The following is a 23150-nucleotide window of genomic DNA, read 5'->3' on the forward strand; positions in this document are numbered from 1 at the left end:
ATTGCGCCCATTCCGGTCGCCTGGACCCACTCGAATGCGTCCATTGGTAACGGATCTGTAGCAAAAAATTGGCGGCGGACTATACGAGTGCCATTCAGTTTGCGCACCCCCGCGTTTGAGGGGGTGCGCGGTGCTTGTCGGGCCGAACACCCGGGTGAGCCCGCGAGCAGGGGGTGCCTTCCCCCCGGAAAGCAAGCATTGGCGGGCAAAAACGCCACGCGTGTTGCATGGACACGTCACCCCTGCGGCGACCTCGAACGCGAACTTTTCGAGGGTTAACACCCAGAGAAGAACCGCCGGTTGTTGCTCTCTCGACCTCCAAACGCCGTTGTTACAGCTTCGGCGTCTCGTTACGGAGGGGGAGGCCAGGGCCCCTAACCTTCGGTCTGTGCAGTCCATGCCGCAGATGCTCTCAACGCCCAGACGCCCGTCTGGCAAGCATCTGAAGCCGGTGCCTTGCGATCCACGCTCTGCGTCTCACCGATCCCGTCGGTTCCTCCCGTAAGCACTTCCCGCTCGACCCGTGGCCCGTTGGTCTCGATGGTCATTTGTCAATCAATTGAATCGACGGAGTTGAAATGAACCTCGGTAATAAATTCGCCCTGACCGCTGTTTTCAACAGCGTTGCCGCATTGGCCATCACTGCCGGCACCGCTGGTGTTTCCAACGCAGTCGCAGCCGACACCACGTTCCCCACGATCAGCATCACCGGTGGCGGCTGGCGCACGGTCAACAAGTCGCACTCGCTGACGGGCCTGACGGGCGACAACGTTGCCGTCATGTCGGTTCGCTGGTCCAACGCCCGCACGGGTGCCATGGGTGCAGCCAGCCTGAGCGGCCAATCGAAGTCGGCTTCCTGGGCGATCGAGAACATCGCCGTGCTGCCGGGTGACAACGTGATTGCCGTGGCCGCGTTCGACGCCGCCGGCAACAAGACCCGCATCACCAAGACCATCACGGTTGCTTCGACCCCGGCTCCGGCTCCGGCYCCSGCTCCGGCTCCCGCACCKGCYCCGGCYCCGGCCCCGGCCCCGGCCCCGGCCCCGGCCCCGGCCCCCGCGCCTGCACCGGCCCCGGCCCCGGCACCCGCCGCTGCCCTGAGCCCTGCCTGCTCGACCTTCTACGCCAGCACGTTCGCCCTGTCGAGCACGCTGACCACCGACGCCGTGCCGAGCGTGGCCAAGCCTGCCAAGGGCGTGTCGTTCACCGACCCGACCTACAAGACCTGCGTCGTGCGCTCCACGGACCACACGGCGGATGGCGTGTCGGGCTTCACCCGCAACGACTATGCACGCCGCCAAGCGTTCAACTCGGACAGCTCCAAGTACATCGTSTACGCRCTGAACGGCTCGTGGCAGCTGTATGACGCGAAGACCCGCAACCGCCTGAAGGCGCTGTCCGGCCCGGCCGGCGATGCCGAGCCGCAATGGAGCTCGTCCAACCCGGANCTGAACGGCTCGTGGCAGCTGTATGACGCGAAGACCCGCAACCGCCTGAAGGCGCTGTCCGGCCCGGCCGGCGATGCCGAGCCGCAATGGAGCTCGTCCAACCCGGAYGTGCTGTACTACATCCCGACCAACGGCGTGGGCATGAAGCTCAACGAGCTGACGGTCTCCACGGGCGTGACCCGCACGCTGGGTGACTTCTCGGCGCGCCTGAAGGCCAAGTGGTCTGATGCCAACGCCGCCTGGACGAAGTCCGAAGGTTCRCCGTCGAAGGATGGTCGCTACTGGTGCTTCATGGTCGACAACGCGGCATGGGGCAGCGTGGGTGTGTTCACCTGGGACCGCGACACGAACACGATCCTGGGTTCGATGAACACGAACGGCGAACGTCCTGACCACGTGAGCATGAGNGGTGCTTCATGGTCGACAACGCGGCATGGGGCAGCGTGGGTGTGTTCACCTGGGACCGCGACACGAACACGATCCTGGGTTCGATGAACACGAACGGCGAACGTCCTGACCACGTGAGCATGAGCCCGAGCGGCAACTACTGCGTGGTGTCGGGTGACGGYGCCCGCGGCACGGTGGCGTATGCCCGTGACTTCAGCTCCAGCCGCAAGCTGCTGCAGAAGTCCGAGCACTCGGACCTGGCCATCGACGCCAACGGCGACGACGNCGGCACGGTGGCGTATGCCCGTGACTTCAGCTCCAGCCGCAAGCTGCTGCAGAAGTCCGAGCACTCGGACCTGGCCATCGACGCCAACGGCGACGACGTGTACGTGTCGGTGGACTACCAGTCGGACAAGGGCGACGTGTTCATGATGAACCTGCGCACCGGCGAGCGCACCGCGCTGTTCCAGACCTACGTGTCGGGTTCGGCCACGGCGCTGCACATCTCGGGCAAGGGCTTCAACAAGCCGGGCTGGGTGGTTCTGTCGACCTACGGTGACTACGGTGGCAAGCAGTGGCTGCACAAGAAGATCTTTGCAGTCCAGCTGAAGGCTTCGCCGAAGATCTACAACCTGGNTGGGTGGTTCTGTCGACCTACGGTGACTACGGTGGCAAGCAGTGGCTGCACAAGAAGATCTTTGCAGTCCAGCTGAAGGCTTCGCCGAAGATCTACAACCTGGGCCACCACCACGCTGTCGAGAACGGCTACTGGACGGAGCCGCACGCCACGGTGAACCGTGACTTCACGAAGGTGATGTTCACGTCGAACTGGAACAGCAGCTCGGACACGGACGTCGATGCCTACATGATCGAAATCCCGGCTGACGCCGTGAAGTAAGAAGCCGACACGGAACGGGCGCTTGCCGCCCCTCCTGACGCNCGTTTCCAGCCCGCCACGAGACAGCAGCTCGGACACGGACGTCGATGCCTACATGATCGAAATCCCGGCTGACGCCGTGAAGTAAGAAGCCGACACGGAACGGGCGCTTGCCGCCCCTCCTGACGCWCAAAGGCCCCGCATCGCGGGGCCTTTTTTCTGGGCGGTGCGAAGGGCGGTCAGTGCGCCCAACCCTGCCACCGGTACCAGAGGCGTCCGATGCATTCGTGCAGCACGGCGTTCATGCGATCGGCGGCGGCATTGTCAGGAATCCACGCGCGCCATGTGACCTGGCGGATCTGCCGATAGTCGACCGGGTACGGTCGGGCATCGATGCCGAGCTGCCGGGCGACGGCCAGCGCACGTGGCATGTGGACCGCGCTGGTCACGAGCCACACGGGGCCGTTGCCCGTGATCAGCGGCTTGGCTGCGACGAGGTCTTCATAGGTGGTGCGCGACCCCACCGCCACCGCCACCTGCGCGGCCGGCACACCCAGCTCATGTGCCACGGTGGCCATTTGCCCGGCGAGCGTGGGTTGGTCACTCCCGCCCGGCCCGCCCGTGAAGATCAGCGTGCCATCCGTGCGTCGCCACAGGCGCACGCCTTCGTGCAGGCGCTCCCAGCCGTTTTCGTCGAGCCGCGGTGCGGCCTGCCGCCCCGGCGTCCACATCTCTCCGCTGCCGAGGACCACGATCGTCGTGTTGGCGGCGCGAAGGGCCGTGGACGGGACATCGGCGGCACGAGGTGGTCCCTCGATGGCGGTCACGAAGGTGTTCGTGATGGCCGGCGTGCAGCACAGCCATGCCCAGAAGGTCAGGGCCACCAGCACGTGACGGAACCTGGCCAGGCCCGCAGAGCGGGGTTGCCGCCATGCCGACACGGTGAACAAGGCGAGGAGCGCGAGCGCGAGCAGCGGCGAGGGGGTCAGGTATTGGATCAACGGGAGGGAGGCCGGGCGGAACGATTCGGTGGGGGGCGGCGTGCCGCGCCGGGTCAGCGCGCCAGCGAATACGCGCGGTCGGGCACGACGACCATGAAGGTGTCGACGTCGGTCTTGCTGCGGGTGCCCCAGTTCGAGCTGAACAGCACGCGCGTCAGGTTGCGGTTGACCGTGGCTTGCGGCTCGGTGAAGTATTCGGCGTACGTACTGTGGTGGTGGGCCAGTTCGAGGATGCGTGGTTCGGCGTCGAGCGACATCGCGAACAGCTTGCGGTGCAGCCACTGCTGCCCGGCCTTGCCGTAGTCGGCATACGTGGACACCAACACCCAACCCGGGCGCGCAAAGGCCTTGCCGGAGATGTGCAGCGCGGTGGCCGTGCCGTCGATGTACGTCTTGAGGAGGTCGGTGCGCTTGCCGGTGCGCAGGTTCACGCTGAACAGTGGGCCGCCGCGGGCCTCGTAGTCGACGGCGACGTAGACGTCGTCGCCATCCGCCCCGATGGCCAGGTCGGAGTGTTCGCTCTTCTTCTGGATCACGCGCGGTTCGGAGAAGTCGGCCCGGAAGGAGGTGACGGCATCGAGCCACGACACCACGATGTATTGGCCCGAGGGGCTCATGCTCACGTGGTCGGGCCGGAGCTTCCGGTTGCGTGCGAAGTCGTAGGTGGCGACGATGCGGTCTTCCTTGAGGTCGTAGCTCACGAGGCCGAGGCCACCCCACTTGGCGTCGTCGACCTGGAAGGCCCAGTAGCGCTGGTCACGCGACGGCGAACCTTCCGAACGGGTCCATAGCGCTTGGGCCGTGGGCCACACGGCGCGCACACGCTGCGACAGGTCCGCGACGACGTGGGTCTGCCCCGTCTCCACGTTGACTTCGTTCAGCGTCATGCCGATGCCGTTGTTGGGCAGGTAGCGCAGCACGGCGGGGTCGGTGGGGTGCCATTGCGGTTCCGCGTCGCCCGCCGGGCCATTCAACTTGCCCAGGTACCGCAGGTCGGCCGTGGCGTAGAGGTGCCAGTAGCCATCCTGGGACACGACGATCAGCCGCGAGTCGTCGGCGTTGAACGCCTGCCGCCGCGAATACTCGTTGCGGGCGAAACCGCTGCGCAATTCGGCGTCATGGTCGGTGACCCGGACCAAGCAGGTGCGGTGCGCGGCGTCGAACACCGGCAGGCCCTTCGGTGGGCGTTCGTCGGCCGGCACCGGGACATTGACCAGGCCGGGGGCCGGGCGCCACGACGGGGTGTACACGCGCTCGCACTGTTGTGCAATCGACGGGTCCAGGGATGGCGTGGCGCGGATGGGGGGCGCGGCGCCGGACGACCCCGCGGCCAGTACGATCAGCAGGCCCAAGGCACGGCGGGTGCCGCGCCAGGGTGCGAAACGGTTCGATGGCAAGCCGGTGGTCATGGTGGGCTCCTGGGCGCCGCAGGCAGGCAGCCCGTGGATCGTGGGGGAGCCGGGCTTTTTAACATGGGGCGGCGCGTTGACCTATCCTCCGGGTGGGGGTCGCGCCATCGGGATCGACCCCGTGAGTCAGGGATGGGCTGCCGAGGCGGGATCAGGGAATATCCCAACGCCCGGCGTCGGAGCGCTTACGATGCGCGTCCAGGCCGGTGCTGCATGACGTGCCAACCGAGCTGAACCGAAGATCCCGACACGACGGGGTCGCGCCGTGCACCTCCGGGGCCCGATGTTCGAACCCCATTCTGTTGATGAAAAGAAAACCATGACCACCATCGCAATCGTCGGACTGGGCTACGTCGGCCTCCCGCTGGCCGTTGAATTCGGCAAGAAATACAAGACCATCGGCTTCGATTTGTCGGTGGCGAAGATCGAGGCCTACCGTCGCCATGTGGACCCCACCGGCGAGGTGAGCACCGACAACCTGAAGGCGGCCACGCAGCTGTTTCCCACCACCGACCCGGCCGCGCTGAAGGAAGCCGACTTCATCATCGTGGCCGTGCCCACGCCGGTGGACGACGCCCACAACCCCGACTTCTCGCCGCYGGTGGGTTCGAGCACGTCGGTGGGCCGCAACCTGAAGCCGGGCGCCACCGTGGTGTTCGAATCCACGGTGTACCCCGGTGCCACCGAAGAGGTGTGCATTCCCATCCTCGAAAAAGAGTCGGGCCTCAAGTGGCAGAAGGACTTTTTCGTCGGCTACTCGCCTGAACGGATCAACCCGGGCGACAAGCTCCATACGCTGACCACCATCACGAAGGTGGTGTCGGGTGACACCCCCGAGACGCTGGCCCGCGTGGCCGAGATCTACGGCAGCGTGATCACCGCCGGCGTCTACAAGGCCGCCAGCATCAAGGTGGCCGAAGCCGCCAAGGTGATCGAAAACACCCAGCGCGACCTGAACATCGCCCTCGTCAACGAACTGTCGCTGATCTTCCACCGCATCGGCATCGACACGCTCGACGTGCTCGAAGCCGCCGGCACGAAATGGAACTTCCTGCCGTTCCGTCCGGGCCTGGTGGGCGGCCACTGCATCGGCGTCGATCCGTACTACCTGACGCACAAGGCCGAGCGCATGGGGTACCACCCGCAGGTGATCCTGGCCGGCCGCCGCATCAACGACGGCATGGGCAAGTACGTGGCCGAGCAGACCATCAAGAACCTGATCCAGGCGGGCTTCCAGGTCAAGGGTGCGCACGTGTCGGTGCTGGGCCTTACCTTCAAGGAAGACTGCCCGGACCTGCGCAACTCGAAGGTCATCGACGTGATCCGCGAACTCGAAAGCTACGGCGTCACGGTGCACGTGCACGACCCGGTGGCTTCGGCCGAGGAAGCCAAGCACGAGTACGGCGTGAACCTCGTGTCGTGGGAACACTTGCCGCGTTCCAACGCCATCGTGGCGGCCGTGTCGCACAAGGAGCTCAAGGCACACGGCGTAGACGCCTACGTCGAGAAGCTGGCCCCGGGCGGCCTGTATGTGGACGTGAAGGCCCAGGCCGACGCGGCCGCGTTCCGTGCCCGCGGCATCAACGTGTGGCGCCTGTGATGGACGCGTTCGACAACATCCTCGCGCAGGTCGAGGCCGCGCCACGCCGCTGGCTCGTCACGGGCAGCGCCGGTTTCATCGGTTCGCACCTGCTGGAGAACCTGCTGCGCGCGGGCCAGCACGTCACCAGCCTCGACAACTTCGCCACCGGCCACCAGCACAACCTCGACCAGGTGCGCGAGCTGGTGGGCGAGGCCGCGTGGGCGCGCCACCGCTTCATCCAGGGTGACATCGCCGATGCCGACACCGCACGCCAGGCGTGCGAGGGCATCGACGTGGTGCTGCACCAGGCGGCACTCGGGTCGGTGCCGAGGTCCATCAAGGACCCGCTCACCACCCACCGGGCCAACGCCACCGGTTTCCTGAACATGCTGACGGGGGCGAAGGACGCGGGTGTCAAGCGCTTCGTGTACGCAGCCTCCAGTTCCACCTACGGAGACTCCCCTACGCTGCCGAAGGTCGAGGACGTCATCGGCCGCCCGCTGTCGCCGTATGCGGTCACCAAGTACCTGAACGAGCTGTACGCCGACGTGTTCGGCCGCACCTACGGGCTGTCGTCGGTGGGGCTGCGCTACTTCAACGTGTTCGGCCCGCGCCAGGACCCGTTCGGCGCCTACGCCGCAGTGATCCCGAAGTGGGTGGCGTCCATGCTGAAGGGCGAACCTTGCCTGATCAACGGCGACGGCGAAACCTCGCGTGACTTCTGCTTCATCCGCAACGTGGTGCAGGCCAACCTGCGTGCAGGCATCACCGACAACCCGGACGCGTCCAACCAGGTCTACAACGTGGCCGTGGGCGACCGCACCACGCTGAACCAGTTGCATGCGGCGCTGGTCGAGGCGTTGGCCACGGAACGGCCCGAACTGAAGGTGGCCGCGCCGGTGTACCAGGACTTCCGTGCAGGCGATGTGCGCCACTCGCTGGCCGACGTGGGCAAGGCCTCGCGCCTGCTGGGCTATGCACCCACCCACGACGTGCATGCCGGCCTGAAACAGGCCGTGACCTGGTACGTGCAAGACGCGGTGCGCCGCGCCGGCTGACCTTGTCACGGGTGCCGCGGGAGCCGGCACCCGCGGGCACCCACGCGAGTGAGGCGGTCTTGGCGCCTACTTGAGCGTGCGCGCCCAGTCGCCCACGAGGTCGAGCAACTGGCGCTGCGCGCTCAGCGGTGTCACCGTGTGATCGATGGTGGGCTGGTACTCGCTGCGCACACGGGTGGCAAACCCGTGGCCCGCGAACGCCTCGCGGTACTGGTCCACGTAGTTGTACTGCGGCAGCATGCTGCCCGAATACACCACGCACACCTCGACACCCCGGTCCACCAGTGACTGCATGGTTCGGGCGTAGTCCGCGTGGCTGGGCGGCGTGCGGCCACCGTCCGCTTGCACCTGGTCTTCCTTGGGCATCCGAAACGCCGCGACCTTGCGGCGCAGCCACGGCAACACTGCGCTCAAGATGGGGCCGCGCGCGCGCAGGCGATAGCGCATCCACCGGGTCTTGGGCGTGGGATAGGCGTAACCGTCGAGCATGCACAGGCCCACGACCCGCGGGTCGGCCTGCGCGGTGTTCCAGCCGTTGTCTGCGCCCGAGCAAATGCCGGCGATCACGAAGCGGTGCACGTCGGCCGTGCGGGCCACGTGGTCCATCGCGGCCCGGATGTCGGCGACGGCCTGCTGGGCGAAGTCGAGGGCGGACACGGGCACCCGGCTGTCACCCTGCCCGGACAGGTCGAACCGAAGGCTCGCGAAACCGAGCCGCGCGAGGTGGCGGGCGAGCTTCACGTTGATGCGGTGCGGCCCGATGCGGTGCACCACGCCGGCGTTCATCAACACGAAGGCGGCCTTGGCCGGGGTGCCTTCGGTGGGCAGCGTCAGCGTGCCGACGAGGTGGCGTTCGGCGCCGAAGACGACGGGGATTTCGTTCATGGTTGTGCGGCGGGCGCGGCCCGTTCGGCCAGCAGGGTGACGGCTTCGTGGGGCACGAGGGCTGTGTTCAAGGCTTCCTCGGAAGCCCAGTCGAAGCCGTGGGCGAAAGCCACTTGCTCGACCGGGGTGCCCTGGGCGCGGAACGCCTCGGCAATGAGGATGGTATCGCGGTCATGCGCGGGGGCGATCAGCGTGGCGCGGCGCGCGCGCAGCCCCGCGAGGCTGGCCGGCGACAGCTGGCGGAACTGGGCGATCAGTGTGTCGCTCATGCCGAACCCCATGGCCTCGTGGCTGGGCACGTGCTGGTGCACGGGCGGCACCACGCCAAAACTCATGGCGAGGGCGTGCCGGTGGTGTTCCGCCATCGCGGCCAGGTAGGCCGTCCCGTCGGCGACCGGTTCCCACAGCACGAGGTGTTCGGCGAGGTCGGGCGACTGCCTTGCCGCGAGGGCGGCGAGGGTGGCTCCCAGGCGCGCGCCCACCCACGTGATGGTGGCCCCCGCCGCCCGGCGGTGCAGTTCCTGGTGGGCGAGCAGCACGTCGTCGCGCCATGCTTCCAGGTGGCCGTCGGTGTCGTCGCCCGACGAGTCGCCGGTGCCGTGGTAATCGAAGCGCAGCACGTGCACGCCGGCACGGGCGAGCCGGTCGGCCAGCACGCGGAACATGCGGTGGGTGCGCACTGCCTCCTGGCCGAACGGGTTGCACAACAGCACGCCAGCGCGCTGGGCACGCCCCGGCATGGCGGGGTGGTGGATGCCGTAGAGCTGGCGTTGGGGCGGACCGAAACGAAAGGGTGTCATGCGGAATGCGTGGGTTCGGGCAACGCGGGTTTCACGCGGGCCCACGAGACAACGGCACGGTCGCCATCGCAAAAGGACTCTACTTCGACCATGACCGGGCCGTCGGGGGACACCACCGAGACGTCGCGGCGGTCGGGGCCCAGCCCCACCTCGAACGTGTACGGGTCCACCTGGAGCCCGCAGCCGATGGCCTTCAGGCAGGCCTCCTTGCGGGTCCAGCCGTAGAGGAACGTGAGCGCCCGGGCGGATGCGGGTGCCCGGCCCAGTTGGTCCTGTTCTGCCGGGGTGAAGTTGTGCCGGGCGAGCATGTCGGTGTCGGGCATCTCGCGCAGCCGTTCCACGTCGACGCCGATGTCACCGTGGGCGGCGACGGCGTAGACGGCCAGTTCGTCGCTGTGGCTCATGTTGAACGCGCAGGTTGGCTGCCCGCGCAGCGCGGGTTTGCCGAAGGGGCCGCCGGTGAACTGCAGTTCGGCGGCCGCCCGGCCGGTGTGCTGCGCGAGCAGCTCGCGCAGCGCCACGTGCGCCGCGGTGAAGCGGCGGCGGTGCACCTCGCGCACGAACCGGGCGGCGCGCGCGCGTTCATCCGCGGAAAGCGTGGCCTCGGCGCCCGGGGGCGGCGGCATCGTGTCGAGGTCGGTCCACCAGAGTTGCAAGGGGGCCGTGTCGTGCGCCAGGTAGCGCCTCATGAGCCGCTTCGGAACGCGCCCATCAGGCGGCCCCACAGGCCCTTCGGCTCGGACGCCCGTACCGGCGTGGCCGGCGTCGCGGCGGGCGCGCCCGCCGTGGCCAATTCGGGTTCGGCCGGCGTGGCGCTGCTCGCGATCTGGGTCAGGGTCTCGAAGATCAAGCGGCGAACATTGAGCCGCACGCCCAGGCGCTTCTCCAATTCGATCACCGCACGCATCGCAAGCAGCGAGTGGCCGCCCAGGTCGAAGAAGTTGTCGGTGATGCTGATGTGCTGCACCCCGAGCAGCGACTTCCAGATGTCGACAACCACCGACTCCGCTTCGTTGCGCGGGGCCACGATGGCGCGGTCGGCCGTGCCGCCCACCTGGGCGGCCGGAGCCGGCAGCGCATGCCGGTTGGTCTTGCCATTGGGCAGCAGGGGGATGGCGTCGAGGAACACGACGTGCTGGGGCAGCATGTACTCGGGCAGGCCGGCCCGCAGGTGCTCGCGGAGCGCGTCGGCCGCGGGTGCCTCGCCGCGGGCCACCACGTAGGCCACGAGGCGCACGTCGCCTGGCTGGTCTTCGCGCACGATCACGAGCGAGCGGGCCACTTGCGGGTGGGTGGCGAGGTTGCTTTCGATCTCGCCGAGTTCGATGCGGTAGCCACGCACCTTGACCTGGAAGTCGAGGCGGCCCAGGTGTTCGAGCTGGCCGTCGTGGCGCCAGCGGCCGCGGTCGCCGGTGCGGTACATCGTGGCACCCGGGCGGAACGGATCGTCGACGAACCGTTCGGCCGTCAGTTCCGGGCGATGCAGGTAGCCGAGGGTGACACCGTCACCGCCGATCCACAGTTCACCCGGAATGCCCAGCGGCACGGGTTGCAGCCGGTCATCGAGGATGTGCACCTGCGTGTTCGCGATGGGGCGGCCGATCGAGATGCCGCGTTCGGTGGACGTGACCTGGCAGCAGGTGGACCACACCGTGGTTTCGGTGGGGCCGTACATGTTCCACAGCGCGCCGGTGCGGGCGATCAACTGGTCGGCCAGGTCGGCGGGCAGCCCCTCGCCCCCGATCAGCGCCTTGAACGTGGGTGTGCCTTGCCAACCCGATTCGATCAGCATGCGCCACGTGGATGGCGTGGCCTGCATCACGGTGGCGCCGGTGGATTCGACGAGGGCGCGCAGCGCCTGGCTGTCGAGCGCGGTGTCGCGCGACGCGAGCACCACCTCGGCGCCCACGGCCAGCGGCAGCAGCAGCTCGAGCACCGCGATGTCGAAGCTGAGCGTGGTGACGGCCACCAGGCGGTCGCTGGCCGTGAGGCCCGGCTCGCGGGCCATGCTGTCGAGGAAGTTCACGACGGCGCGGTGCGGCACCATCACGCCCTTGGGCTTGCCGGTGGAGCCGGACGTGTAGATCACGTACGCGGCATCGGTGGGGCGGGCGTCACGTTCCGGGTCGGCGACCGGTTCGGTCTCCGGCTGGCCGGTGATGGCCATGGCGTCGATGTCGACGAGCACCGAGCGTGCGCGCGGCCAGTCGATCGACTGCACCAGGGCCGATTCGGTGACCAGCAAGGCGAGCTTGGCGTCCTCGGCCATGTAGGCCAGGCGGTCGGCCGGGTAGGCCGGATCGAGCGGCACGTAGGCCGCCCCCGCCTTCAGGATGGCGAGCTGCGTCACCACCATGTCGACGCCGCGGTCGATGCACAGGCCCACGAGGTCGCCACGGCCGACACCGCGGCTGCGCAGCAGGTGCGCAAGGCGGTTCGCGCGGACGTCGAGTTCACCGTGGGAGATGCTGCCGAAGCCCGGTTGGGTGATGGCCACCGAGTGCGCGTGTGCCGCGGCCGCTGCGGCGATGCGGGCGTGCACGGTGGTGTCGAGGTCGAACGGCGCTGCGGTGGCGTTCCACGCGTCGATGGCGGCTTGTTCACCGGGGGTGGCCAGCTTGAAATCGGCCAAGGCGGTGGCGGGGGCCGCCACGATCTGGCGGAGCAGGTGTTCCAGGCGCAGCAGGAAGTGGTGCACCGTGCCTTCGTCGAACACGTCGGTGTTGAAGGTCAGCGCGCACTCGAGGCCCGCGGACAGTTCGACGCAGTACAGGCTCAGGTCATGGCTCGACCCGCGGAGGTCGATGTCGAAGCGCTTGTGGCCGATGGGGCCCCATTGCACGGGGCGCTCGCGGACGTCCTGGTACGAGTAGAGCACCTGGGCGACCATGGGCCGGCTGGTGTCGCGGGCCACGCCGAGGGCCTGCACGAGGTGTTCGAACGGCACGTCGGGGCTCGCGAAGGCGATGCCCACGGTGTCCTGCACCTGGTGCAGCCAGCGGTCGAAACCCACGGTGCCTTGCGGGCGCATGCGCAGCGGCAGCGCGTTGACGAAGAAGCCGGCCACCGGCTCCAGTTCGGCCTGCTCGCGGCCGCGCACCGGGGTGGCGATCGCAAAGTCGTTCTGGCCGGACATGCGGTGCAGTTGCAGCGCATACGCCGACAGCATCACGGTGGACAAGGTCACGCCCTGGCGGCGCGCCAGCTGCTGGAGGGACAGCACGAGGTCGGGCGGCAGCAGGGCCTGGCACGACCGGCCGTCGCCCGTCATCTCGACGGGCCGCGCGCGGTCAGTGGGCAGGTCGAGCGATTCGGGCAGCGGGGTCAGCACCTCGCGCCAGTTGGCCACCTGGCGGGTCAGTTCCTCGCCCTGCATCCACTCGCGCTGCGATTCGGCGTAGTCGCCGTACGAGACCGCGAGCGGCTCGATGGCCGGTGTACGGCCTTCAGCCGCGGCTGGGTAGAGCGCGGCGAGGTCGCGGTACAGCACGTCGAACGAGGAGCCGTCCCAGACCAGGTGGTGCACCATGAAGAACAACACGTGTTCGAGGTCGCCGGTCTGGAACAGGTGCACGTGGAACAGCGGGCCGCGCTCCAGGTCCATCGGCACGAGCGTCAGGCCGCGGATGCGCTCGCGCACCGCGGCGTCGCGCTCAGCGGCTGGCAGTGCGCGCATGTCTTCCACCGGCGGCCAGACCGGGGTCACCGTGTCCAGCACACGCTGGCGCGGGCCTTCCGGGGTGCGTTCGATCACGGTGCGCAGGGCGGCCTGGCGTTCCACCACCTGCCGGAACGCGCGCTGGAATGCGGCCACGTCGAGCGGGCCGCTCAGGCGGTGGCCCGAAGGCAGCTGGTTGAACGGCGTGCCCGGGGTCATGTTCTCGAGGAACCACAGGCGGTGCTGCATCAGCGACAGCGGGGCCAGGCGTTGTTCGGGCCGGGCCTTCACGCGCAAGGCCTGCACGGGCTGGGCACCGGCTGCCGGGGTGCCCAGCGCTGCGGCGAGGCCGCGGGGCGTGGCGTGCTCGAACAAGGTGCGCAACGACGGCCGTGTGCCCACCAGCGCACCGATGCGCGAAGCAAGCTTGGCCGCCTGCAGCGAGTGGCCGCCCAGCTCGAAGAAATGATCGTCCGGGCCCACGGATGGCACGCCGAGCACCTCGGCCATGGCCGAGGCCACCTGGGCCACCAGGTCGCCGGCGGCGGGTTGCGGCGCGGGCACGAGGGCAGCCACGGGTACGGGCGCGGCGCCGCCAGGGGCGGGGAGGCCCTTGCGGTCGATTTTGCCGTTGGGCAGCAGTGGCATCGCGGCGAGCACCACCAGGTGCTGCGGCACCATGTAGTCGGGCAGGCCGGCCTTCAGGGCCTGGCGCAGTGCGGCCGGGTCGGGTGCGGTGCCGGGCGCGGCCACCAGGTAACCGACCAGGCGCACGTCGCCCGGGCTGTCCTCGCGGGCCACGACCACGGTGCGGGCCACACCGGGCAGCGCCTCGAGGCGGGCCTCGATTTCACCCAGTTCGATGCGGTAGCCGCGCACCTTGACCTGGAAGTCGAGCCGGCCGAGGTGGTGCAGCTGGCCGTCCTCACCCCAGCGGCCGAGGTCGCCCGTGCGGTACAGGCGCGCGCCGGGGGCGGTGCTGAACGGGTCGTCGACGAAACGGTCGGCGGTGAGTTCGGGGCGCTTGAAGTAGCCATTGGCCACGCCGGTGCCGCCGATGCAGATCTCGCCTTCGACGCCCACCGGGCACGGGTTCATGCGGCCATCCACCACCCACACTTGCGTGTTGGCAATGGGGCGGCCGATGGTGATGCGCTGCGCGGCGTCCGTGATGCGCGCCAGCGTGGACCACACCGTGGTTTCGGTGGGGCCGTACATGTTCCACAGTTCGACCGGCGCGGCCAGCAGGCGCGCGGCCAGGGCCGGTGGCAGCGGTTCACCGCCACACAGCGCGCGAAAAGCCGCGGGCGCACGCCAGCCGGCGTCGAGCAGCAGGTGCCAGGTGGTGGGCGTGGCCTGCATCACGTTGATGCGTTCGGCGGTGATGAGCTGCGACAGCGCGTCGGCATCCATCGCGTCTTCACGCTGCGCGAGCACGACGGTGGCGCCGGCGGTGAGCGGCACGAACAGCTCGAGCACGGCGATGTCGAACGACAGCGTGGTGACGGCGAGCAGCCGGTCGCCGGCCTTCAGGCCGGGTTCGCGCTGCATGCTGGCGATGAAGTTGCACACCGCCTGCTGCGGTAGCACCACGCCCTTCGGCTTGCCGGTGGAGCCCGACGTGTAGATGACGTAGGCCGGGGCGTTTTCGGGGGCGTCGGCGGGTGCGGCCACCGGGGTGGCCGGTGCCGCGTCCAACAGCGCTGCGTCATCGTCCACCCGCAGCTGCTGCGAACGCTGCAGGCCGGCCAGGTCGGCGTGGCGTCGTTCGGTGATGACGGTGTGCAGCGCGGCGTCCTCGGCCATGTACTGCAGGCGTTCCTTCGGGAAGCCGGGGTCGAGCGGCACGTAGGCGGCACCCGTCTTCAGCACGCCCAGCAGCGCGGGCAGGAGGTGGAGGCCACGGCCCAGGCACACGCCCACCAGTGCACCGGCGCCTGCACCCCGTGCACGAAGCAGGTTTGCAAAGCGATTCGCGCGCTCATCGAGCGCGCGATACGTGAGGCTGCCGCCGGGGGCGACCACGGCGATGCTGTCCGGCGTTCGCTCGGCCTGGGCCGTGACCCAGCGTTCGAGCCGCGCACGGCCTTCGAGCGGCATGGGGGTTCGGTTCCACGCGAGCAGCCGCGGGTCCACCGGCACCGTGGCGCGGACCGGCGCGCTGCCGGCCGGGCCCACGAGGGCGGTGGCCCATGCGCGGCACTGGTCCATCAGGTCGTCGACCAGGTCCTGCGCGCGTTGCGGGCTGAAGAACTCGCTGCTGTGATGCAGGTCGAGGGTCAGCGCGTCGTCGGTTTCGTAGAAGTTGAAGAACAGCTCGCTCAACACACCGCGCTTGCGGCCTTCGAACATGGTGGCCTGCAACGGCGCCCAGCCCGACAGGTCCACCCGCGGGTTGAGGTTGAAGTAGATGCCGGTGAGCGGCGGGCGGCTGCCCACGCTGCGGATGCCGAGTGCGCGTGCCACGGTGCCCTGCGTCATCACCGGGTGTTCGAGCGCGTCCATCAGGTGGCTGCGCACGCGTTGCAGCACCCAGGTGGCGTCGTCAGAAGGCGCGCAGCGCAGGCGCAGCGGCAGGTCGAGCACGCCGTCGGCCAGCAGCGGGCCGCGGCGCTGCAGGCTCTGGCTGGCGTACGGGATGCTGACCACGAAGTCGTCCTGGCCGCTGCGGCGGTGCAGCACCACGGTGACCGCACTCAGCAGCACCTGGAACAGCGTGGCCGACTGCAGCTTGGCCTGGGCGCGCAGTCGGGCGAGGGCGTCGCCGTCGAGCCGCACGCGCACGGTGTCGGCGGCGAAGGTGCGCGCGCCGGTGGGCGTGCGGTCTCCCAACGACAACGGCGCCGGGGCGCCGCGGAGGTGTTCGGTCCAGAAGGCCAGCGCCTCCTGGCCGTCGGGCCCGGCGAAGCGGGCCTGTTCCTCGGTGCCGAAGGCGAGGGGGGATTCGGCGGGCTTGAACGCCGGCACGAGGCCGGTTGCGCGGGCGCGGTATGCCTCGGCGAGTTCGGCGTTGAACACACTCGAGGCCCAGCCGTCGAACACGAGGTGGCTGGCCACTACGTGCACCACGGTGCGCCCGTTGGCCAGGTCGACGAGGCTCACCGCGGCCAGCGGGGCGCGGTCCACGGGGAAGTCGCGGAGGCTGGCCTCGCTGCAGAACGTGTCGAGTGCGGCGTCGGCGTCGGGTTGCGCGCGGAGGTCCACCTCGACGACAGGGATAGCCGCGGCCGCGGCCAGGTGCTGCACGGGGTCTTCGAGGCCGAACTGCACGCGGAAGGCGTCATGGCGGCCCAGCACGTCTTGCAGGGCCAGCTTCAACGCGGGGCGGTTCACGGCGCCGCCAAGCGTCACGCAGAACGATTCGTTCAGCGCGCGGCGGGCGGACGGGTCGAAGCTGCCGGCGAGCCAGCGTTCGGTCTGGCCCGGGGTGAGCGGGGCATCGGTACCACGGGCGGGTTTGTCGCCAGGGCCTTTCGGGGCCGGGCCGCCGTCGCGCGGCACGATGAACCCGAGGGCCATCAGTTCGTCGAGGGCGTCGGTGAAGACCGTGAAGATGCGGTCGGTGACCGCGTCGTCCATCGCTTCGGTGACGAAGTGGCCGAACTGTTCGTACAGGTGCAGCCCGTGGAAGCGCACGAGGTAATAGAAGAGGCTGACGAACTTCTGGTTGTCGTCCCAGGCGAGGCGCCACAGTGATGCGCAGTGCACGGCCTGCACCGGCGCACCGCGCACGGCGAACGCGTTGTTCAGGCGGTCGACCAGGCGCTGCGTGCGGTCGTTGATGTTCTGGTAGAACGCGCGGCCGCCGGCCTGGATGTGGCGCAGCGTGGCACGTGCCGCGGCGAGCGCGAGCGGGTGGCGCACGAAGGTGCCGGCGAAGTACGTGACTCCGGCCTCGGGATACGACTCGTCGCCGTATTGCCAATGGCCGCCGTCGAGTGCATCGAGCCAGCGGTCGGCGCCGGCGATGGCCGCGAACGGCAGCCCGCCGCCGATGATCTTGCCGTAGGTGGCGATGTCGGCGCGCACGCCATAGAACTCCTGTGCACCGCCCGGGGCCACGCGGAAACCGGTGACCACTTCGTCGAAGATCAGCGCGCAACCGGCGCCGTCGGCGATCTCGCGCAGCGAACGCACGAAGTCGCGCGGCTGCAGCGTGGGGTACTTGTTCTGGATGGGCTCCGTCATGATGGCGGCCAGCTCCGGCCCGCGCTCACGCAACACCCGCAGCGAGTCTTCGCTGTTCCAGTCGAGCACGAGGATGTTCTCGACGGCGTTGGCCAGGATGCCCGGCGCGGCCGACAGCGACCGCAGCTGCTTCGTGCCACGCACGATCACTTCGTCGAAGATGCCGTGGTACGAGTTGGTGAAGATCGCGATGGTCTTGCGGCCGGTCACCGTGCGGGCGATGCGCATGGCCCCCATCACGGCTTCCGAGCCGGTGTTGCAGAACGCCACGCGCTGCATGCCGGTGAACTCGGAGATCAGCTGGGCCACCTCGGCGGCCACCGGGTGCTGCGGACCCACCTCGATGCCACGGTCGAGCTGCTCGTGCATGGCGGCCACCACGGCCGGCGGCTGGTAGCCGAGCAGGTTGGCGCCGAAGCCGGACAGCAGGTCGATGTACTCGTTGCCGTCGATGTCCCACAGCTTGGCGCCGTTCGAGCGGTCGACGACGATGGGGTAGACCAGGTCCTTCCACAGGGGGTTGAAACCGGTCACGACCCGCGGGTCGGCCATCACCTTGCGGTGCTGCTGGCTGAACGTCTTCGACTGGCCCGAGCGGCCCGTGTAGCGCACGATGAAGTCGTCGAGCCACTGCTGCTGCGCCGGCGTGAAGGTGCGCACGGCCTCGAGCGTGAGGCGCGGGGACGCACCGAAGGGCTTGTCGACGAGCGACTGGCGTGCCGGGGTATCGATCACGGCGGCCTCGGCGGCCGGGGCCGGTTGGGGCGCGGCCACCGGTGCGGGCAAGGCGGGCGCGGCAGCCTGCACCGCGGGCGCCGGCAACACGGGTTGCCCGGCCAGCAAGGCCAGCTGCTGGGCCATCAGCTGCATCTGCTGCTGGATCAGCTGGTGCAACGCGTTGCCATCGGCGGCCACGGCCACCGGGGCGAAGGTGACGGGCGCGGCGGTGGCCACCGGGGCAGCCACGGCCGCGACCGCCGCGACAGGGGCTGCAGCCTGCGGTGCCGGGGCAAAGCGATCTGCCGGCAGTTCGGTGTCGAGGAACCGCGCGAGCTTGCCGATGTCGTTGAGGTCTTCCAGCAGGCGGCGGAACCGCAGCTTCACGCCGAACACCCGCTCCAGTTCGAGCGTGGCCTGCGTGAGGGACAGGGAATCGAGCCCCTGGTCCACGAAGGTGCTGTCGCGGGCAATGTCGTCGGCGGGCACCCCCGAGACATCGCTGAGGATGCGCTGGAGTTCCTGTTCGAGGCGGGGCAGTCGGGTCATGGCGACGATCGATGAAGCGGTAGGGGCGGACTCGGTGCGCAACGCGGCAGCCGTTGCGGGCACGAGGTCGTTCGGGGTGGACATGGCCTGGCGCTTGAACCAGTGGCGTTCGTCCTTGAAGGGGTAGGCGGGCAGTGCCACGCGCGGGGCGTTCGCGGCCACGGGCCAGTTGACCCGGGCGCCCAGGGCCCACAGCGCGCCGGCGGCGGCGAGCACCGAGGCCGCCGGGTCACCGGGGTTGTTGGCCGGGCCCAGCAGCGCCACCTGGCGCGGCACGGCACCGGCCGCGGTGCGGTGCTGGCGCAGCAACGCGGTGAGGGCCTGGCCGGGGCCTACCTCGACGAACACGGTGTCGCCGGTGCGGCCCAGCTCGGCCGACACCGCACGCGTGAACTGCACCGTGGCACGCACCTGGCGGGCCCAGTAGGCGGGGTCCACGGCCTCGTCGGCCGTCAGCAGCGCGCCGCTGACACACGAATAGAGCGCGCGTTTCGGGGCCTGCAGGTGGGCGCCAGCGAGCGCACGGCTCACGAGCGGCAGCGCGCCGTCCATGGTTGCGCTGTGGAAGGCGTGGGACACCCGCAGGCGCGTGGTGCCCAGGTCGCGGGCTTCGAGCAGCGGGGCGAGGGCGTCGATGGCCTCGGTGCTGCCGGCCACCACGGTGAGCGTGGGTGCGTTGTTGCCGGCGATCTCGACACCGGCCGGCAGCAGCGGCTGCAGCGTGGTGGCGTCGGTGCGCACGGCGAGCATGGCGCCACGCGGTTGCGCGAACATGGCCTGGCCGCGGGCCAGCACGGCGGCCGTGGCATCTTCGAGCGACATCACGCCGGCATGGCACGCCGCGGCATATTCGCCGATGCTGTGGCCGATCATGGCATCGGGTTCGAGCCCCAGGCTGTCGAGCCAGGCGGCCAGGGCGTACGACACGGCGAACAGCGCGGGCTGGGCGTGGCGTGTCTCGGCGAGCTGGCGGGCCACGGCTTCGTCGGCCGGATCGGCATCGACCAGCCAGCTGCGCAGCGGCACACCGAGGGCCGCTTCAGCGAGCGCCAGGGCGCGGTCGAACGGTTCGCGGAACGCGGGCGCCTCGGCGCACAGGTGGCGGGCCATGCCGGGGTGCTGGGACCCCTGGCCGGGGAACAGGAACACCACACGCGGCGATGCGAGCGACGTGACCGATGCCTTCAGCGCACGCAAGGCGGCCACGGCCTCGGCGAGGCTGGCGGCCACGACGGCCTGGCGCTGGGCCATGGGCTTGCGGCCACGCACCAGCGTGGCGGCCACGGCCGACAACGGCAGCGCGGGGTGGCGTTCGAGGTGGTTGGCCAGCAGCTGGGCACGGGCCGCCACGCCGTCGGCGTCGCGGGCCGACAGCGGCAGCACCCAGCGGCCGCCTTCCACCGTGGGGACGGCCGCCGGCAGCGGGGCTTCCTCGACCACGACGTGTGCGTTGGTGCCGCCCACGCCGAACGAGCTGACCGCGGCGCGGCGCGGCGTGGTGGCATCGCGGGGCCACGGTGTGTTCTCGGCGATCACGCGGAACGGCGACGTGCCGAAGTCGATCTGCGGATTCGGGCGGCGGTAGTGCAGCGTGCCGGGGATCACGCCATGGTGAAGCGACAACGCGGCCTTGATGAGCCCGGCCGCGCCGGCCGCGGCCACCATGTGGCCGAGGTTGCTCTTGAGCGAACCGAGGCCGCAGTAGGCGGCGTCGGGGGTGTCCTCGCGGTAGGCGCGGGTGAGCGCGGCCACCTCGATGGGGTCGCCGAGCGACGTGCCGGTGCCGTGGGCCTCGACGTAACCGATGCTGCGGGCGTCCACGCCCGCGTGGTCGAGGGCCATGCGGATGGCTTCGGCCTGGCCGGTGACACTCGGGGCGGTGAAGCTGGCCTTGTCGCCGCCGTCGTTGTTCAGGCCCACGCCGCGCACGACGGCGTACACCGTGTCGCCATCGGCCTGGGCGTCTTCGAGGCGCTTGAGCACCACCACCGCGCCGCCGCTCGCGAACACGGTGCCGGTGGCGTCGGCGTCGAACGGGCGGCAGTGCCCGTCGGCCGATTCCATGCCACCTTCGACGTGCAGGTAGCCGTTCTGCTGTGGCACGTTGACCGTGGTGCCGCCGGCGATGGCCACGTCGCACTGGCCGGCCGCGAGGGCGTGCCAGGCCTGGGCAATGGCCACGAGGCCGGTGGAGCAGGCGGTGTGAACGCTGACCGCCGGGCCGTTGAGGTTCAGGCGGTGGGCCACGCGGGTGGCCACGTAGTCCTTCTCGCTCGCGAGCATGGTGGCGAAGTCGCCGTAGCGGTGGGCGAGGTCGGGGTCTTCCTGGCGCAGCGCGGTGATGTAGTTGTTGTTCGCCGTGCCGGCGTACACGCCGATGCGCTGGCCGCCGCGCGATGGGTCCACCGCCGCGTGTTCGAGCGCCGTCCAGCTCAGTTCGAGCATCAGGCGCTGCTGCGGATCGATGACGGTGGCTTCGCGGGCCGACAGGCCAAAGAAGCCCGCGTCGAACCGGTCGGCGTCGTCGAGCACGCCGCGCGCCGCCACGAAGTTGGGGCGGCTGCGCAGGTCTTGCGGCACCGAGGCGTCGAGTTCGTGCGGGGCGAAGTGGCGGATGCCCTCGCGGCCGGCGAGCAGGTTTTCCCAGAAACCGTCCACGTCGGACGCACCCGGGGTGCGTGCAGCCATGCCGATGATGGCGATGCCGGCCGTGGGGCCCGCGGCCGCGCGGCGGCGGCTGGTGCCGGCCTGGCGCCGGACCGTGAGGCCGGCGAGCGTGGGGCGGTCGTACACGTCGGCCACGCCGATGTGGGTCACGCCTGCATCCTTGAGCTGCGACACGAACCGCAGCACGAGCAGCGAGCGCGCGCCCAGGTCGAACAGGTTCTGGTCGTCGCCGATGGCGGAGAGGCCGAGCAGGTCCTGCCAGAGGGCGCGGCACAGCGCGGGCACGTCGGACGGATCGGTGGCGCGGGCCGAGGCCACCGCCGGCACGGGCAGTGCGCGGCGGTCGATCTTGCCGCTCGGGGTGGTGGGCAGGGTGTCGAGGGTGACGAACCGCACCGGCACCATGTACTCGGGCAGCCGGCCGCGCAGGTGCGCGCGCAGGCCCGCGGCCGCGCCATCGGCCGACTGGCCGGCGTTCAGCACGAGGTAGGCCACCAGCTGCTTGCCGATGCCGGGGATGTCGGGTGCGGTGACGACCGCGTCGCGCACGGCCTCGTGGGCCATCAGGGCGAGTTCGATCTCGCCCGGTTCGATGCGGAAACCATCGACCTTGAGCTGATGGTCGGCGCGGCCCAGGTACGTGCACACGCCGTCGGCATCGCGGCGCACCAGGTCACCGGTGCGGTACCAGCGGCCCGGGATGCCGGGCACGTCGGTGCGGAAGCGGTCTGCGGTGAGCTCGGGCTGGCCGAGGTAGCCGTGGGCCAGCGTGTCGCCGCCGAGCAGCAGCTCGCCGGTGTCGCCGGTGGCGGGCTGGCCGGATTCGGTGTCGTGCAGCGCGAGGGCCACGTGCGGCAGTGCGCGGCCGATGGGCGGGATCTCGGGCCACGTGCGGGCGTCGCCTTCGAGCTCGAAGGCGGTGACCACGTGGCTCTCGGTGGGGCCGTAGTGGTTGTGCAGGGCGGCGCCGGGCAGCCGTTCGAACAGGCGGCGGATGGCCGGCGTGACTTGCAGCTGCTCGCCGGCGCTGATCACGTCGACCAGGTGCGCGGGGGCCTCGGCGGCGGCGGCCTGGGCGATCATCTGCAGCGCCACGTATGGCAGGAAGATGCGCGCGATGCGGTGGTCCACGAGCGCGCGGTGCAGCAGCGCCGGGTCGCGGCGCACGGCCTCGGGCACCATCACCAGCGTGCCGCCGCAGGCGAGCGTGGCGAAGATTTCCTGGAAATGCACGTCGAACGACAACGGTGCGAACAGCAGCGTGCGTGCGGGCTGGCCGAGGCGCGGATGGGCCACGTGCCAGTCGGTGAGGTGGGCGAGCGGGGTGGCGCCCATGGCCACGCCCTTCGGGCGGCCGGTGGAGCCTGACGTGAACAGCACGTAGGTGAGGTCGGACTCGGCGGCGTGCACCGGCGCGGAGGCGGGTGCGGGCGCGGCCAGCGTGGGGAAGCTGCCGGCCACGCGCGCCAGGTCGGCCAGGGCGCTGTCTTCGCCGAGCACCGCGCGAGGCCGTGCATCTTCGAGCATGGCGTGCAGGCGGTCGGCCGGGTACGCCAGGTCGAGGGGCACGTACGCGAGGCCGGCATCCACCACGGCGAGGATGGCGACGATGGTGTCCACCGACCGGGTGGCCGCGATGCCGATGCGGTCGCCGGGGGTGAAACCGGCGGCCGACAGGCGGGCCGACAGCACCTGCGTGCGGGCCAGCAATTCGGCGTAGCTGAGCGACACCGTGGGCGTTTCGAGCGCCAGCGCGCCGGGCACGCGGCCAGCCGTGTCGTGCAGCACGGCGCGCAGGGCGCGGGGGGCAGGGATGGCCGGATCGGACAGGGTGGGGCGGCGTTCGTTCATGACAGGGGGTGGCGCGCGGCCATCCTGAAGGGAGGGAGTAAGCGCGGAATCACCCCGCGGGATGACGCCGTGC

The 23150-nt window shown here is 70.0% G+C and carries 8 protein-coding genes; 2 read left to right on the plus strand and 6 right to left on the minus strand.

Going from position 1 to position 23150, the window contains the following annotated elements; genetic code table 11:
- Positions 1–2951 precede the first annotated feature (2951 nt).
- Both ASC87_RS13955 and ASC87_RS13960 read right to left on the minus strand, forming a co-directional pair.
- Positions 2952–3713 (minus strand): YdcF family protein, encoded by a 762-nt coding sequence (locus tag ASC87_RS13955; protein WP_056662696.1) that lies wholly within the window; start codon positions 3711–3713, stop codon positions 2952–2954.
- A gap of 53 nt (positions 3714–3766) precedes the next feature.
- Positions 3767–5122, minus strand: coding sequence for a hypothetical protein (locus tag ASC87_RS13960; protein ID WP_056662700.1), 1356 nt, complete (start codon positions 5120–5122; stop codon positions 3767–3769).
- A gap of 319 nt (positions 5123–5441) precedes the next feature.
- Here ASC87_RS13960 and ASC87_RS13965 point away from each other — a divergent pair, with 319 nt between their 5' ends.
- Together ASC87_RS13965 and ASC87_RS13970 are read left to right on the plus strand one after the other, a co-directional pair.
- Positions 5442–6722: a nucleotide sugar dehydrogenase gene (locus ASC87_RS13965; protein ID WP_056662702.1), complete on the plus strand. Its 1281-nt coding sequence runs from the start codon at positions 5442–5444 to the stop codon at positions 6720–6722.
- A complete protein-coding gene (locus ASC87_RS13970; protein WP_056662704.1) occupies positions 6722–7762 on the plus strand; it encodes an SDR family oxidoreductase in 1041 nt (346 codons plus the stop codon). Before ASC87_RS13965 ends, ASC87_RS13970 begins: the two co-directional genes overlap by 1 nt.
- Before the next feature lie 66 nt (positions 7763–7828).
- Here the strand turns inward: ASC87_RS13970 and ASC87_RS13975 are convergent, their stop codons facing one another.
- The 4 genes from ASC87_RS13975 to ASC87_RS13990 are packed head-to-tail and all read right to left on the minus strand — an operon-like array spanning position 7829 to position 23077.
- Entirely contained in the window at positions 7829–8647 is an 819-nt protein-coding gene (locus ASC87_RS13975; protein WP_056662707.1) for a serine aminopeptidase domain-containing protein, read from the minus strand.
- On the minus strand, positions 8644–9447 hold the full coding sequence (locus ASC87_RS13980) for a serine aminopeptidase domain-containing protein (RefSeq protein WP_056662710.1): 804 nt from the start codon (positions 9445–9447) through the stop codon (positions 8644–8646). Before ASC87_RS13980 ends, ASC87_RS13975 begins: the two co-directional genes overlap by 4 nt.
- Entirely contained in the window at positions 9444–10136 is a 693-nt protein-coding gene (locus tag ASC87_RS13985) for a 4'-phosphopantetheinyl transferase superfamily protein (RefSeq protein ID WP_056662713.1), read from the minus strand. The genes ASC87_RS13980 and ASC87_RS13985 overlap by 4 nt, the downstream gene beginning before the upstream one ends.
- Positions 10133–23077: a hybrid non-ribosomal peptide synthetase/type I polyketide synthase gene (locus tag ASC87_RS13990; protein WP_056662716.1), complete on the minus strand. Its 12945-nt coding sequence runs from the start codon at positions 23075–23077 to the stop codon at positions 10133–10135. Before ASC87_RS13990 ends, ASC87_RS13985 begins: the two co-directional genes overlap by 4 nt.
- Between the last annotated feature and the right edge of the window lie 73 nt (positions 23078–23150).

Origin of the sequence: Rhizobacter sp. Root1221, from assembly GCF_001425785.1 — a bacterium.
Classification (GTDB): Bacteria; Pseudomonadota; Gammaproteobacteria; order Burkholderiales; family Burkholderiaceae_C; genus Rhizobacter.